The sequence below is a fragment of the Mycobacterium sp. ELW1 genome (assembly GCF_008329905.1).
GTDB lineage: Bacteria > Actinomycetota > Actinomycetes > Mycobacteriales > Mycobacteriaceae > Mycobacterium.
In genome coordinates this window covers 1,786,629-1,803,692 of record NZ_CP032155.1, presented here as the reverse complement: position 1 = coordinate 1,803,692, position 17,064 = coordinate 1,786,629, and the positions used below count along the sequence as shown (strand labels likewise).

The window sequence follows — 17,064 nt, the reverse complement described above, 5'->3', positions numbered from 1 at the left end:
GCCCGCATCACGGCTAGTCAGGCAAGCGTCGGGCCAGGCTGCGGACGGTCGGGGCTTCGAACATGGTGGAGACGGTCAAATCGGCACCCAGAACGGCGTTGATCGCGGCGACTGCGCGTACTGCGGAAAGTGAATCACCGCCTCGATCGAAGAACGATTCATCAATTCCGACGCCGTCGACGCCCAACACCCGGGCGTAGACATCAGCCAACGCTTTCTCGGCGACCGTAGCGGGACGGTCGATGTTGCCGGCATTGTCGTCATCTTCGATCACCCCGATGGCGGGCTCACCGATTACCGACAACTGATTTGAGTCAAGCAGATCAGCCGACGACACCGGACGCGAAGGATCGGCGGCCATCGCTAACAAAATCTGCTCGAAGTGTCCGGCCAACATTGCGATATCCACCTCGTCGAAAACGTCTGTCCGGTACTGGATTCGCAAGTCCAGCTGGTTGCCCGGTACCGCTTGAATCGTCAACGGGTAGTGGTAGTAGTCGCGGTTGGCGAGTTCGGTGATGGCCAATCCGTCCGCACCCGCCAACGCAGCGGCGTCGGCAGGATAATTCTCGTAAACAAACACGGTATCGAACAGCCGCCGGTGGCCAGTCTCCCGATGAATCTCGTTGAGCCCTAGGTGTTCATGCTCAAGAGTCTGGGTCCGAACCTTTTGCAGCTGGGCGAGTAGATCCGCGGTGGTGGTCGTCGATGCGAAGGTAGCCCGCACCGGCACGGTGTTGATCAACAACCCCACCATCGAATCCACACCAGACACCTCGTCGGGCCGGCCCGAAACAACCGAGCCGAAGACAACGTCCCGCTGGCCCGTCATGGCCATCAGCAACTGCGCAAAAGCACCCTGCAGCAGCATGCTGACGGTGGTGTGAGATGTTCGCGCCAACTCGCCGAGCGCGCGGGTGGTCTCCTCCGACAATAGAAGCGAAGTGACGTTTCGGCCGCCGCGTGCCGATAGTGATCGCGGAGCAACCAAAGTTGGCGAGTCAAGCCCAGCCAACACTTGCCGCCACACCGCGCGCGAGGTTTCCAGATCACGCTCCGCAAGCCAACTGACGAACCGACGGTACGGCACCGCGGCGGGCAACCGCTGACCATAGTAGCCAGCGAACACTTCGCCCAGCATCAGCGGCAGCGACCACCCGTCCAACACGATGTGGTGATTGGTCAGGATGAACCGGTGCTGGTTAGGTGCCGTACGGATAAGTACTGCGCGGATCGGCAGCCCACCAGCCAGGTCACAGACTGCGGCGCGCTCGTCAGCACAGATGCGTGCGATCTGTTGGTCGATATTGACCTTGGGCTCCAGTTCGACCTGGCGCCAGGGTATTTGCGGATCGTTCATCAGAACCTGTACCGGCATGTCGAACTTGTCGACAAACCGCGGCGCCAAGTTGGGGTGCTGGGTCACCACCGCCCGCACGGCTTCGCGTAACCGATGGGGATCGAGGCGCCCACTCAGCGTGAGATCCAGCTGCACCGCATACACGTCGTCGCCACAGCTACGTGCCACCCCGGCATGGAACAACAAGCCCTGCTGCAACGGAGTCAGCGGCAAGATGTCCGCCACCGGATACTGCTGGCACAGTTCGTCGATCTGCTGCTGGGTCAACCGGGCAGGCGCGATATCGGACGGGGTCAATCCCCCGCCCCCGCCATGCACGTGCGCGCAGATGCCGGCGAGTGCATCGAACCACAGCCCGGACAGGCGAGTTACTTGCGCGCGGTCCAAGGCGGACAGCGCCCACGTCCAGCCGGCCCGAAGGCGCGGCCCGTCAAGGGTTTCCACGGTTCCGGCATTCAGCTCGACAGTGTGCATGAGCGGCATCGGGATCGCCGCAGCTTCGCCCGCCACCTTCCATCCGTCCTCGCGGATCTCCCAGAAGTCACCGGAAACGTCGCCGCCGCCACTCATTCGGCCGAGATAATTGAAACCGATCGTCGGATCCGCGCCGGCCAAATCGATATCTGCGTTGAGATAGCGCAGCAGCCCATAGGTCAACCCGTCGGGCAGCGCCCGAAGTTGCTCTTTGGCGTCCTTGATGATCGGTCCCAGTTCAGCCGCACCAGCCAGCACCTGCTCCCAGTCCAGCCCGCCCGCCGCGAGCGCGATCGGATACTTGGTCGTGAACCATCCGACTGTCCGCGACAGGTCGACATCGGCCACCTCTTCCTGGCGGCCATGGCCTTCAGCGTCGATGACGACAGGAGACCCTGCGGTGCCCAGGAATTCGCTGAGCGCCAATCCGAATGCGATCAGCAAGATGTCGTTTATGCCCGCGTGGAAAGCCGCGGGCACTTCGCCGAGCAGCATCCTGGTGGTCTCGTGATCGAGCTCCACTGACAGGCTGCCGGCATTGGCGTAGGTGTCGACCACCGGTTGCACGGCGGGCAGCGGCGCGGGAATTGCCGCGATGTCCCGCCAGCGCTGCGCTGTGTCCACTACATCCGGGTGGTTCGCGTGCTCGGCCAGAATAGACGCCCACCGACGGAAGGATGTCCGCGGTGCGGGTAACTCGACGGGCTGCCCGCCGTGCAGCCGGGCCCATGCAAGGTTGAAGTCCTCCAGCAGGATTCGCCATGAGACGCCATCGACCGCGAGATGGTGCACGATCATCAGAAGCTGCCCGGTGGGAGGCGCCCACAGTGCGCTGACCATCGCCCCGGTCGCCGGGCTCAGCCTGGATCGAGCCTTGACGATCGTCTCGTCGGAAATTACGTCAACCGTGTGGAGGCATGTGCGGGCATCCACCACCCCCGCCTCGGGCACGCCCAGCGACCAGCCCCCCGCGCCGTCGTCCTCGACGACCATTCGCAGCGTGGCGTGCCGATCCAACACCGCTTGGAGAACCACCAGCACGTCGTTTTCGGTCACACCGACCGGCGCCTGGATCAACACGGTTTGATTGAACTGGTCGACCGGGCCCTGAACATCGTTCAACCACTGGATGATTGGCGTGGCCAACAACTCACCGATGCCCTCGTCGACCACGTCGTTCTCGCCGTCGGTAACGGTTACGACCCTGGCCAGCCCAGCCACCGTTTGCTCGACGAAGATGTCGCGCGGCCGGCAGAGCACCCCGGCGGCCCGCGCCCGCGCCACCACCTGCATCGACAGGATGCTGTCGCCACCGAGTTCAAAGAACGATTCGTCGACACCGACCCGTTCGAGGCCGAGTACCTGCGCGTAGATGCCGGCCAGGATCTCCTCCACCGCGTCCGACGGGGCGCGGTAGGAGTCGACGTCCTGATAGTCCGGCGCCGGAAGGGCCTTGGTGTCCAGCTTGCCGTTGACGGTCAGAGGCAGAGCGGCGATTGCCACCACCGCGGTGGGAACCATGTAGGCCGGCAACCGGTCGGCCAGTGCGGCACGTGCGGCAACCGGGTCGACATCGCCGGTCACGTACCCAACGAGACGCTTGTCGCCGGGTCGGTCTTCGCGGGCGACCACCACCGCCTGCTCGACTCCGTCCAGATCGCTGAGTGCGGCTTGGATCTCGCCGAGCTCGATCCGGTATCCGCGGATCTTCACCTGCTCGTCAGAGCGGCCCATGTAGCGCAACTCGCCGTCGGCGCCCCACGCCATCAGGTCGCCGGTGCGGTACATCCGTGCACCGGGGGCGCCGAAGGGGCAGGCAACGAATCGAGTCGAGGACAGCCCGGCCCGGCCGATGTACCCGTCGGCGACACCAGCGCCGGCCACGTACAACTCGCCGACGACGCCCGCCGGTACCGGCCGCAACAGCGTATCGAGAACGAAGAAGCCGAGATGTCCCAGTGGCACCCCGATAGGGCTGACGGCACTCTCGGCGTCGCCTGCAACGATTTCTCGGAACGACGCATGAACCGTGGTCTCGGTGATGCCGTACATGTTGATCAGGCGCGGTGAACCAGGCGGATGATTCTCCAGCCATGCCCGCATCTTCTGTGGCTCAAGGGCTTCCCCGCCGAACACCACGGCTTCGAGCTTCAGCTGGGAACCGAACTCCGGATTCGCGGCATCGGCGGTCTGCAGTGCATAGAACGCCGAGGGCGTCTGGCTCAGCACACCGACCTGCTCGGAAACCAACAGGGCATGCAGGTCTTCCGGCGAACGCACCACCGAATCGGGGACGACGACCACGCGGCCGCCGTAGAGCAACGCACCCCAGATCTCCCACACCGAGAAGTCGAAGGCCAGCGAATGGCATTGCGACCAGGCCAGGCCACCCATGTCCATATCGGCGTCCAGTGTCTCCAGGAGACGAATCACGTTGCGATGTGGAATCGCAACGCCCTTGGGCGTTCCCGTGGTACCGGACGTGTAAATTATGTATGCGATGTCGTCGGCCTGCGGCCCGGCCAACGGTGCGCCGGTGTCGCCGGCGGGATGGACCAGATCAGTAGTACTGATCGTCGAAAGCTCCTGTCCGTCCAGCAATCCGGCCAGTTCAGCGGTGGTGACCGCGACGACCGGCTGTGCATCGCCGAGGACGAACTGCCGGCGCTGCTCCGGTACCGAGGGATCGATCGGCACATAGGTTGCCCCGGTCTTGACGGTCGCCACCATCGCCACGATCGCCTCGGCCGAGCGCGGCAACAACAGCGCCACCCGCTGACCGGGTCCTGCACCGCGACTGGCCAATACGTGCGCCGCACGAGTGGCCGCCTCGTCGAGTTCACGGTACGTCAGCGACACGCCCTCTAAGGTGACCGCCACCGCGTGGGGAGTACGTGCCGCCTGCGCGTCGAACATCGATGCGAGCGATTCCGCACTGTTCGCCTGCCGGGTCAGTACCGGGCGGTTGCCGACCTCGTCGAGCCTGCTGTGTTCTGCGGTATCCAGCACATCCAGCGCCGACATCCGCTGAGCTGGGTCGGCCGTCATCTCGGTCAGCACCCGCTGGAATCGGTCGACCAGCGTCTTGATGCTGGCGACATCGAATACGTCAGTGCGGAATTCGACGCCACCACCGATCCCGGCGGGACCACCGGCGTCGTCCCAGCGTTCGCCAAGGTTGAAGGTGAGATCCATGCGCGACGTCTCGGTATCCACTGCCATCGGCTCGACCCGAAGGTCACCCAGCGACAGGCCGGCGGCGTCACCTGCTTGCCAGCCGAAGTTCTGCCAGGCCAACACCACCTGCACAAGGGGGTGGTGAGCCATGCTGCGGGTCGGCTTGAGCCGCTCTACCAACACCTCGAAGGGAACATCCTGATGCTCGTAGGCGGACAAGCTGCGGCGGCGTACCTGGCCCAGCAGATCGGCGAAGGTGGGATTGCCGGTCAGGTCGACGCGCAACACCAACGTGTTGACGAAGAAACCGACGAGCTCGTCCAGTGCGGCGTCACCGCGACCCGCGATCGGGAACCCAACCGCCACATCGTTGTTGGCGGACAGGTTTGACAGCAGCACCGCTAGCGCGGTCTGGATGACCATGAACGGAGTGGCGTTGTGCTCGCGAGCCACCCGGGCGACCTGCTGCTGCAATTCCGCGGGCCACTCCACATCGAGCCGAGCACCGCGATAGTCAGCGACCAACGGGTAGGGCCGGTCGGTGGGTAGCTGCAACTGCTCGGGCATGCCGGCCAGGGCGCCTTCCCAGTAGGCCAGTTCCGCGGAGATGCGGCTGTCGGCGTCGGCCAGGTCCCCGAGTCGGGAGCGTTGCCAGAGCGTGTAGTCGACGTATTGCGCGGCCAGATCGGCCCAGCCGGGTTCCTCACCCGCCAACCGGCTTGCGTAGGCGACGCCAAGATCACGCACCAGCGGCGCGACGGACCATCCGTCGGCGGCGATGTGGTGTACCACGGCCACCAGCACATGTTCATCGCCTGCGATTCGGAAAAGCCTTGCCTGCATCGGTATTTCGGTAGCGAGATCAAAGGTGTACCGCGTCGCCGCCTCAATGGCATCGGCCAGCTCTGCGGCCGACCACCCGGTGGCATCAATGACGGCCCAGCCGAAGTCCGCGACATCAGCAGGCACGATGAGCTGTTGTGGTACACCGTCGACTGCCGGGAACCGGGTGCGCAGACTTTCCTGATGGTCCACGACGTCGGCCAGCGCAGCACCGAGCGCATCGGCATCAAGCTCGCCCCGGAGCCGTAACGACACCGGGAGGTTGTAGATCGGAGACGGGCCTTGGAGCTGGTCGACGATCCACAACCGGTTCTGGGCGAACGACAGTGGTACGACATCGGGCCGCGGGCCGGCGACCAGTGGCTCAGACCGGGTTTCGTCACCTGTGACTCGCAGCGCAAGCTGCGCGACAGCGGGCGCCTCGAACAGTACGCGGACCGCAAGTCCGCAGCCCAGGCTGTTGTTGACCGCCGCGACCAGACGCATCGCCGACAACGAATCCCCGCCGAGATCGAAGAACGAGTCGTCCACCCCGACGCGATCGATGCCGAGCACCTGCGCGAAGATCCCGGCCAGGATCTCCTCAGTGGGAGTGCTTGGCGCACGGTAGTTTCCCGCGTCCTGGTAGTCCGGTGCCGGCAGCGCTCGCCGGTCCAGCTTGCCGCTGACGGTCAGCGGCAGCGCCGGCAACTCCAGCAGCGCGGTCGGAACCATGTAGGCCGGCAACCTTTCGGCGAGTGCGACCCGGACCTTGACCGGATCCGCGGTGCCGGTGAAGTAACCCACCAGCCGTGGGTCGCCGGTGTTATCCTCGCGCGCGATCACCACCGCCTGCTCGACGCCGTCGAGCCCGGCCAGCACAGCCTGCACCTCGCCGGGCTCAATGCGGTACCCGCGGATCTTGACCTGCTCATCGGCGCGGCCCAAATATTGGAGCTGGCCGTCCCGACGCCACCGGACCAGGTCTCCGGTGCGGTACATCCGCTGCCCGGGTTCGCCGAACGGGCACGGGACGAAGCGAGACGCCGTCAACCCGGTCCGGCCGACGTAGCCGACACCCACGCCGCGGCCGGCCACATAGAGCTCACCGATGACTCCCTCCGGCACTGGGCGCAGCCGTTCGTCGAGAACGAACGCTGCGACAGTCGGTGGCGGCGCGCCGATCGGCACCTCCGCCCCAACCACCAGCGGCCTGCTCATCGAGGCGTAGACCGTGACCTCGGTGGGGCCGTAGGCGTTGATGACCACCCGTCCGAGGGCCCACTGCTCGACCACTTCGGGCGGGCAGGCCTCGCCGCCGAGCAGCAGAGCCACCGACTCCAGCCCCTGCGGCCGCAATGCCGCTACCGCGGACGGTGTTTGGGTGAGCACATTTGCGTGTTCGCTGACCAGCAGCGCGTGAAAATCATCGGGCGAACGGACAACCGGATCGGGCACCACCAACAGCCGCCCGCCACCGAGCAGTGCGGCCCAGATCTCCCACACCGAGAAGTCGAAGGCGTACGAGTGGCATTGCGTCCATACCTGATCGATCGGCAGGTCGGGGTGCGCCGAGTCAGCCAGGTGGGCCAGGTTCCGGTGCGACAGCGCAACACCTTTGGGGGTGCCGGTCGTGCCTGAGGTATAGATCAGGTAAGCGATGTTGTCCGGAGATGGGGCGGGCAGCGCCGTGGTGGGCTGGTTGCCGACTGCCGGGTCGTCGATATCCACGACCGTCACATCGTGCCCGTGTAGTCGCGGCCGAAGCGCTTCAGTGGTGACGACGGCAACCGGTGCCGCATCGGCGAGCATGAACTCGACGCGGGCCTCCGGCAGCGCAGGATCGATCGCCAGGTACGCGGCCCCGAGTTTGAGCGCGGCCAGCATGACGACGACAGCCTCAGCCGAGCGGTCCAGCAGTAGCGCCACACAGTCGCCGGCGCCGACACGGTGACCAGACAGCAAGTGCGCGAGGCGATTTGCCGCCTCGTCCAGCTCCTGGTAGGTCATGGAAACCTCGCCGGATGTCAGCGCAACCGCATCCGGGGCGCGAGTGACCTGGGCGCCGAACAACTCCGGCACCGAAACCGCACCCGCCCCGACCTGCGTCAACACTGCTCGATTGCCGAAGGCATCCAGACGTGAACGCTCCGCGTCGTCGAGCACATCCACGGAGGACAGCAGCCGCGCCGGATCGTCGGTCATCGCCACCAACACCCGTCGCAGCCGCTCCATCAACGTCTCGATGGTGGCCGCATCGAACACGTCAGTGCGGAATTCGGCCATCCCCGACAAGCCCGCGGGCTCACCAGCCTGGCTCCAACGTTCATTGAACGACAACGCCAGATCCACCCGCGCAGTGCCGGTATCCACGGGTAGCTGGGTGACGTGCAGATCACCTAGGGCCATGGCGATCTCGTCGCTGGCCTCCCCGGGGAGGCTTCGCCATCCCAACATCACCTGCACCAGCGGGTGATGGGTCAGCGACCGGGTGGGGTTGACGCGATCGACGATCACCTCAAATGGCACATCCTGATGCTCAAAGGCCGCCAGGCTGCGCTGCCGCACCTGCGCCAGCAAGTCGGTCACGGTGGGATCGCCACTAACATCGACTCGCAGCACCAAGGTGTTAACGAAAAAGCCGATCAGGTCATCGAGCGCAGGATCCCGCCGCCCGCCGATCGGGAAGCCCACTGCCACATCGGAACTCGCCGACAACCTGGCCAACAACACCGCTAATGCAGCCTGCATCAACATAAAACTCGTCGCATTGTGCTGACGAGCGACTCGGGTGATCCGCTCTTGCAACTCAATCGGCCAATGGACCGAAATACTGGCACCACTCTGATCGGCCACCACCGGATACGGCCGATCCGTCGGCAACGCCAACCGCTCGGGCATGCCCGCCAAAGCATCCTGCCAATAAGCCAACTGCGACGCAATGGCACTGTCCGGATCATCCAGATCACCAAACTGCGCGCGCTGCCACAACGTGTAATCCACATACTGCACTGGTAAATCAGCCCACGCAGGCGCTATCCCCAAGCACCGGCAGACATATGCAATGCTCAGGTCACGCACTAACGGCGTCGCCGACAAGCCGTCGGCAGCGATGTGGTGGGCCACCGACACCACGACATGCTCGTCTTCGGCAATGCGGAAAAGCCGCGCGCGCAACGGGATCTCGGTTGCCAAATCAAACGAATGCCGCGTCAGTGCGGTGACAGCGTCATCCAACTGGGCCTGCGACCAGCCAGTCGCATCAACGATCTCCCAACCGAAGTCGGCTCGCTCACGTTCGATCACGAGTTGCTGCGGGACTCCGCCGGGCGCGGTGAACAACGTCCGCAGGCTCTCATGACGACCCACCACATCAGCCATAGCGGAGCCGAGAGCCTCAGCGTTCAGCGTCCCTGTCAATCGCAACGCCAACGGCATGTTGTAGATCGGCGAAGGCCCCTGCAATTGATCGAGGAACCACAATCTCTTCTGGGAGAACGACAACGGGATCACCGCAGGTCGCTCCATCGTCACTAAGGGATCAAGCCGCTCCCTATCACCGCCAATATGCGTCGCCAACTGCGCCACCGAAGGCGCATCAAACAATGCCCGCACCGGCAACCCAGCATCTAACGCGACATTCACCGCCGCGACCAAACGCATCGCCGACAACGAATCCCCGCCCAGCTCGAAGAACGAGTCATCCACCCCGACCCGGTCCACTCCCAGCACCTGGGCGAAGACACCGGCTAATATCTCTTCGACCGCGTCCGACGGCGCACGATAGGAGTCCACGGGCTGGTACTCAGGTGCGGGCAGGGCGCGCTTGTCCAGCTTGCCGTTCACCGTCAACGGCAACGCATCCAACACCACCACCACCGGAATCATGTACTCCGGCAACCGCTCGAGTAACGCGGCACGCACCGCCACCGGTTCCACAGCACCGGTGACATACCCCACCAAACGCTTATCACCCGGGCGGTCCTCGCGGGCAATCACTTCAGCCTGCTCGACACCGGTGACCGCACTCAACGCGGCCTGCACCTCACCGAGCTCGATGCGATACCCCCGGATCTTCACCTGCTCATCGGCACGACCCATGTAGCGCAACTGCCCATCGGCACCCCACGCCATCACATCCCCGGTGCGATACATCCGTGACCCCGTAGGACCGAACGGACACGCCACAAACCGCGACGCAGTCAACTCCGCTCGGCCTACATACCCATAGGCCAAACCCGCACCGGCCACATACAACTCACCGGCAACACCCACGGGCACTGGCCGCAACGCGTTGTCGAGTACAAAGAAGCCCAAATGTGCCAACGGCACACCAATAGGGCTCACGACACTATCGACATCCTCAGCACAGATCGCCCGGAACGATGCATGCACCGTCGTCTCAGTGATGCCATACATGTTGATCAACCGCGGCGAGTCAGGGTGATCAGCCATCCACGTCCGAAGACGGTGCGGCTCAAGGGCTTCTCCACCAAATATCACGGCTTCGAGCTTGAGCCGGCGACCCCGCTCGGGATTAAGCGCATCAGCAGCCTGCAATGCGTAGAACGCCGACGGAGTCTGGCTCAGTACCGTGACACCTTCGGCCACCAACAGCGCGTGCAAATCCTCCGCAGAGCGCACCACCGGATCAGGTACCACTATGACGCGGCCGCCATACAGCAGCGGGCCCCAGATCTCCCACACCGAATAGTCAAAAGCCAACGAATGGCATTGTGTCCACACCTGCCGCGCCAGACCCATATCGGCATCTAACGTCTCCAGAAGACAGGTCACATTACGATGCGGAATAGCAACACCTTTCGGGGTGCCAGTCGTCCCCGAGGTGTAAATGATGTACGCAATCTCATCCGCCGACGGCGGCATTAGGCCGGAAGTGGACTGGCCATCAATCGCGGGATCATCGATCTCAACGATCGACAATTCCCGATCACGCAGCCGATCCGCCAACTCCGCAGTGGTGACCGCCACAACCGGCGCCGCATCTCCAAGCACGAACTCCATTCGGGAAGCCGGCACCGACGGGTCGATCGGCACGTACGCCGCACCGGTCTTCACAACCGCCAGAATCGCCACCACAGCTTCAGCTGTCCGCGGTAACAGCAACGCTACTCGCTGACCCGTCCGAACCCCCCGGGCAATCAACAACTGCGCCAAACGATTCGACGCTTCATCGAGTTCTCGGTACGTCCATGACCGCTGTCCACAAGTGAGGGCCAACTCGTCGCCAGCGGACACCACACGCTCAGCGAACACCGCGGGGATCGATGTTGGCGCGCCCACCGACTCTCCCAGCACAGCCCGGTTGCCCCAGCCATCCAGGAGCGTGTGTTCAGCCTCATCGAGCAGATCCACAGACGACAACCGCGCAGACGGATCAGCAGCCATCGCCAACAACACCCGCCGGAAGCGCTCAACCAGTTCACCAACACTGTCCCCGCCGAAGACATCAGTGTCGTACTCGACGCGAAGAGTCAGTACGTCCCCCGGCATGGCCTGCATCGCGATGGGGTAATGGTTGTACTCGTGGTGCGCAAATCCGGTGACGGCCAGGCCATCGGCGCCCGACAATTTAGCAGCGTCGAGGGGGTAGTTCTCATAGACGAACAACGCGTCGAAGAGCTGCTCTTGCCCAGTGAGGCGATGAATCTCGCTGAGCGCCAGGTGCTGGTGGTCAAGAGTGCGGCTGTAGGCGTCTTGCAGGTTCGCGAGTAGGTCGACGGTGGTGGACGTCGGGGTTACCGCCGCCCGCACTGGCACGGTGTTGATCAGCAGGCCGACCATCGAGTCCGCGCCAAACATTTCGGTCGGCCGCCCCGAGACGGTCGTGCCGAAGACGACGTCCTGCCGACCAGTCAGCAACATCAACACCTGCGCGAACGCACCCTGTAGCACCGTGCTGATGGTGGTGTGGCACGACCGCGCCAACTCACCTATCGCGGTTGTGGCCTGTTCCGACAACGTGAATGTCGCGACTTCTCGTCTACCGTGACCGGATACTGCTGGCCGTGCTGCAGCCACCAAGGTAGGCGTATCGAATCCGGTCAGCACCTCGTCCCACGCGGCGCGTGCAGCATCGAGGTCGCGACCGCGCAGCCAGCTAACAAACCTGCGGAAGGACGGTGCCGGCGGCAATCGCTGTCCGTAGTAGCCCGCGAAAATCTCACCCAGCAAGATCGGCAGCGACCAACCGTCTAGCACAATGTGGTGGTTGGTCATCACCAGCATGTGCTGGTCGGCCGCTAAGCGGATCAGGGATGCGCGAACCGGGGGCTGATCGGATAAATCGCAGACAGCAATGCGCTCGCCAGCACGTATCTGCTCAATTTGTTCATCGATATCGGTGCCTTCGGTGAGGTCGACGAACTGCCACGGCGCTACCGGGTCCGCGGGGATGATCTGAACAGGATCGCCGAACTTCGTCGAAAAGCGAGCCGCCAGTTGGGGGTGACGTTTCACCGCCGACTGCACCGCCTCGCCCAAGCGATCCTTTTCGAGTGGACCGCTCAACGTGATATTCAGTTGGACCGCATACACATCCTCACTGCCCTGCGCAGTGTTCGCGAGGAACAGAAGTCCCTGCTGCAGTGGGGTCAGGGGCAGTACGTCAGCGATCTGCATATTGCCGCTGAAGTTCGTCAATTTGCTGCTGGCTGAGACCCACGGCCAGGTCCGACGGCGTCAGGCCGCCACCACCGCCTCGAACGTGAGCACAGACGCCGGCCAGAGCCTCAAACCACAGTGCACTCAGCCGGTTGACCTGCGCCTCGTTCAGCACAGAGGACGCCCACGTCCAGCTGGCACGCAGGAACGGGCCGGCGTCGGTGTCTACCGTGCCGGCGTTGAGCTCAACCGTGTGCACCAGTGGCATGGATAACTCCGCGTGGGGGTTGATGTCCGCCAAGCCGTCCCAACAGATCTGCCAGATATCAGAGGGTTCCCCGGATGCGCGGGCCGCGGTCGAACCCAGTCGGCCCAGATAATTGAATCCGATGGCCGGATCCTCTCCGTCGAGGGCGACATCCTGGTTCAGATAGCGCAGCGCCCCATAGCTCAAACCGTCAGGGAGGCTCCGCAATTGTTCCTTGGCGTCCTTGACAACGGCTCCCACCGCCGGCCCACCGGAAACCACCTGCGCCCAGTCGAGTCCACCGACCGTCAACGACACCGGATACTTGGCAGTGAACCATCCGACGGTGCGGGACAGACCTTGAATCTCAGTGTCACCCGCCAGCTCCTCGTCACGACCGTGGCCCTCCACATCGATGGCGATCGTGTCACCTCCCATGCCCAAGAACTCAGAAATCGCCAATCCGAATGCGATCAAGAGGATTTCGTGCACCCCAGCATGGAACGCCGTGGGCACCTCACCGATGAGCGACCGGGTGGTGTCTACGTCCAGATCCACCGACATGGCTCCCGCTGTGGCCATGGTGTCCGCACCTGGGTTCATCGGCGGAAGCACCGCTGGTACCGCCTCGATCTGCCGCCATAAATCGGCGAGCTCTACGACACTCGGGGACCGGGCGTATTCGGCCAAGACCGAAGCCCAACGGGTGAAAGAGATCCCAGACTCCGGCAAATGCACGGGCTGGCCGGCCCGATGCTGGGACCAGGCAATATTCAGGTCTTCCAGCAGAATCCGCCACGACACCCCGTCGACGGCCAAGTGGTGAACGATCGAAACCAGCCGTCCGGTTGAGGCCACCCAGAGCGCGCTGAGCATCACACCGGCTCGGGGATCCAGCCGCGTTTGGGCCTCGGCCATTGCCTCATCGGTGAGCACGTCGACGGTTTGCAAGCATGCACGGGCATCGACCGCCCCGGCCTCGGGCACATCGAGCAGCCAGCCGCCGGCATCGTCCTCGGAGACCCGCAGCCGCAACATGGCATGACTATCGAGCAGTCCTTGGAGCATCGCCACCACGTCAGCCTCGTGTGCTCCCTCGGGAGCTTGTACCACCACAGTTTGATTGAACTGATCGATGGAAACGCCGGACTTTTCAAGGCTTTCCAGCCAACGGATGATTGGGGTAGCCGCCACCGGCCCAACCCCGCTGTCGTTTCCGTCGGTATCGCCATCGGCCATCACCGCCACGGCAGCCAGCCGGGCCACGGTCTGCTCCACGAAAATGTCGCGCGGCCTGCACACCACGCCCGCAGCACGAGCTCGTGCCACCACCTGCATCGAAAGGATGCTGTCCCCGCCGAGCTCGAAGAACGACTCGTCGACGCCGACCTTGTCCAGCCCAAGGACTTGGGCGTAGATGCCGGCCAGAATCTCCTCCACCGCATCGGTCGGCGCGGTGTAGTTGTCGGCCGATTGATACTCGGGCGCGGGCAGGGCTTTGGTGTCAAGTTTGCCGTTCACGGTCAGCGGCAGCGCATCCATCACGACGACCGCGGTCGGAACCATGTAGGACGGCAGCTTGTCGGCCAGTACGGTACGCACGGTGACCGGGTCCGCGTCGCCGGTGAAGTACCCCACCAGACGCTTGTCACCGGCGCGGTCCTCGCGGGCGATCACCACTGCCTGTTTCACACCGTCCAAGCCGGCCAGTGCCGCCTGCACCTCGCCCAGCTCGATGCGATACCCACGGATCTTGACCTGCTCATCGGCACGTCCCACATAGCGCAGCTGTCCGTCGGTGCCCCAGTAGGCGAGATCCCCAGTGCGATACATACGCTCGCCCGGCTTGCCATAGGGACAGGCGACGAACCGGGCCGCCGACAAACCGGCCCGGCCGACATAGCCGTGCGCCAGACCGGCTCCCGCTACGTACAACTCGCCGACCACACCTGTCGGCGCAGGGCGCATCCAGCTGTCGAGCACAAAGAAGCCGAGGTGACCCAGCGGCACCCCGATGGGGCTCACTACGCTGTCAAGATCTGCGTCGACGATCTCGCGGAACGACGCGTGCACCGTCGTCTCGGTGATGCCGTACATGTTGATCAGACGCGGCGCGTCAGGGTGGCTCTTCCGCCAGACGCGAAGACGTTGCGGCTCAAGGGCTTCCCCGCCAAACACCACAACTTTGAGGCTCAGCTGAGCGGCGAGTTCGGGCTGCGCTTCGTCGGCAGCCTGTAGGGCATAGAACGCCGACGGGGTTTGACTCAGCATGGTGACCTGCTCGGCCGCGAGCAGGGCGTGCAAGTCTTCCGACGACCGGACCACCGCATCCGGCGCCACCACGACACGGCCACCGTAGAGCAGCGCGCCCCAGATCTCCCACACCGAGAAGTCGAAAGCCAGTGAGTGGCATTGCGACCACACCTGCCCCGCCAGATCCAGGTCGGCATCCAAGGTTTCCAGCAGCCTGGTCAGGTTGCCGTGCGGGATCGCCACCCCCTTCGGGGTTCCTGTCGTCCCGGAGGTGTAGATGATGTAGGCGACGTCGTCGGCGTGCGGTCCCGATGTCGCTGCGCTGGAGGAGGATTCAGCGTCTGATTTCCCGCGATCATCTATGTCGATGATGCGCAAGTCCTGCCCGGACAGCCGCTCAGCCAAGTCCGCGCTGGTCAGTACGGCAACCGGCTTTGAGTCGGTGAGCACGAACTGCATCCTCGTCGCCGGTACCGCCGGATCAATCGGCACGTAGGCCGCCCCGGCCTTCACGATCGCCACCATCGCCACGATCGCGTCGGTCGAGCGCGGCAACAACATCGCAACCCGCTGACCCGGGCCGGCGCCGGCGGCCACGAGCATGCGCGCCAACCGGTCCGTCTCTGCATCCAGGTCGCGGTACGACGTGGAAACGCCTTGGCACGTGATTGCCGTCGCATCGGGGGTCCGCACAGCCTGTGCGGCGAACGCCTCGGCGATCGTCAGCGGTGCGCGCATTGGAGCGGTCAAGACGCCCCCGTTTCCCCAGTCTTCCAGCTGAACACGCTCAGCGGCTTCGAAGACGTCTACTGACGACAACGATCGAGTTGGATCGGTTGCCATGGCGTCGAGCACCTGCTCCAACCGCCACGCCAGATCGGCGACCTCCAAATCGGAGAACAACCCGGAGCCCAATGTACTAAGGAAGAGGTCTTGACCGACACCGGAGAAAACGAACCCAAAGCCGCCTACGAAGGACGAATTGGTCATCGATGCGGTCGCAGGGATACCACCGAAATCAACCGAGAATGCCATCGGGAAGATGTCGATGACCACCCGGTCGGATGACTGGGCTAACCCACGGTGGTGCGTTTTCCGTTCGAGGGCCGGTACCGGATATCGCTGATGCAGCAACGCTTCCCGGATGCGCGCGTCAACATGTCCACATAGGTCCTTCACCGTGGACCCGGCGGTCAGGCTGAGCACTAGCGGCACGACACCGGCGAGCATGCCCGGCAATGTCTTCGACTCCGCCACCACGCGGCGGCTCACGGGCAGGTCGAGTACAACCTCCGAGCCTTCGGCACAGTGGTCGCGCACCAGCAGCGCGCACGCCGCGATGATCATCGACGAACGCGGGATGTTCCACGTATCGGCCAACGCTTGGACGCGACGCAGCACATCTGCATCCAACTGCGTAGGGACCGACTGCCAATTCGGATCACGCTCGCTCGCGTTTTCCATCGAACCGGAATTCGAATTGCTTTCCCGAGGAAGATTATTGGTCCAATATTCTTCATCGTTGCGATAGGCGTCGGAGGCTTCATATTCCGACTCGCAATAGACCAGATCGTGCAGTGATCCAAAGAACGCCGGAGGAATTGGTTCACCCGCGACAACCGCAGAATAAACCGACGCGATTCGATTGCCGACCAGTCCGATACCTGCCGCGTCGATCACAATGTGGTGAAAGCAAGCGAATGTGTACAACTCTTCGGGACCCGTCCGGAAAACGGCGTACTTGAACAGCGGCCCGGTCAGTGGCATTGGCGTTCGTTGAATCGACAACGCCGTCTCCTGGACTGATCGATCCGGGTCGTCGGAGCCGCTGAGGTCGTAGAAAGGCAGCTCGATTTCCGGGTACTCGATCGCCTGCTGGTAGACGTGGCCGTCATCTTCGAAGAAGGCAGCCCGAATCGGCTCAGCCTCATGCGTCACCCGCTGGACTGCCCATTCAAGGATCTCAAGGTCCAGCTCGCCATCGATCTTCATCAACAAGCCGGCTTGCCATTCGGCACCAGTCTGATGACCGGTTTCGTTGGCAAGCCAAATGTCCAGCTGCGCGCGCGTCAGCGGAAATCTGCCGTTTTCACTTTCCATTGAATCC

Annotated in this window: 2 protein-coding genes; both read right to left on the bottom strand. The window is 63.7% G+C overall.

Going from position 1 to position 17,064, the window contains the following annotated elements; translation table 11 throughout:
- Positions 1-13 precede the first annotated feature (13 nt).
- Positions 14-12,496 carry a non-ribosomal peptide synthetase gene (locus D3H54_RS08320; RefSeq protein ID WP_210419661.1) on the bottom strand — a complete coding sequence of 4,161 codons (12,483 nt, stop codon included), beginning with the start codon at positions 12,494-12,496 and terminating at the stop codon, positions 14-16.
- Positions 12,462-17,057, bottom strand: a complete 4,596-nt coding sequence (locus D3H54_RS31125; RefSeq protein WP_168214812.1) for a non-ribosomal peptide synthetase — start codon at positions 17,055-17,057, stop codon at positions 12,462-12,464. The genes D3H54_RS08320 and D3H54_RS31125 overlap by 35 nt, the downstream gene beginning before the upstream one ends.
- Positions 17,058-17,064 lie beyond the last annotated feature (7 nt).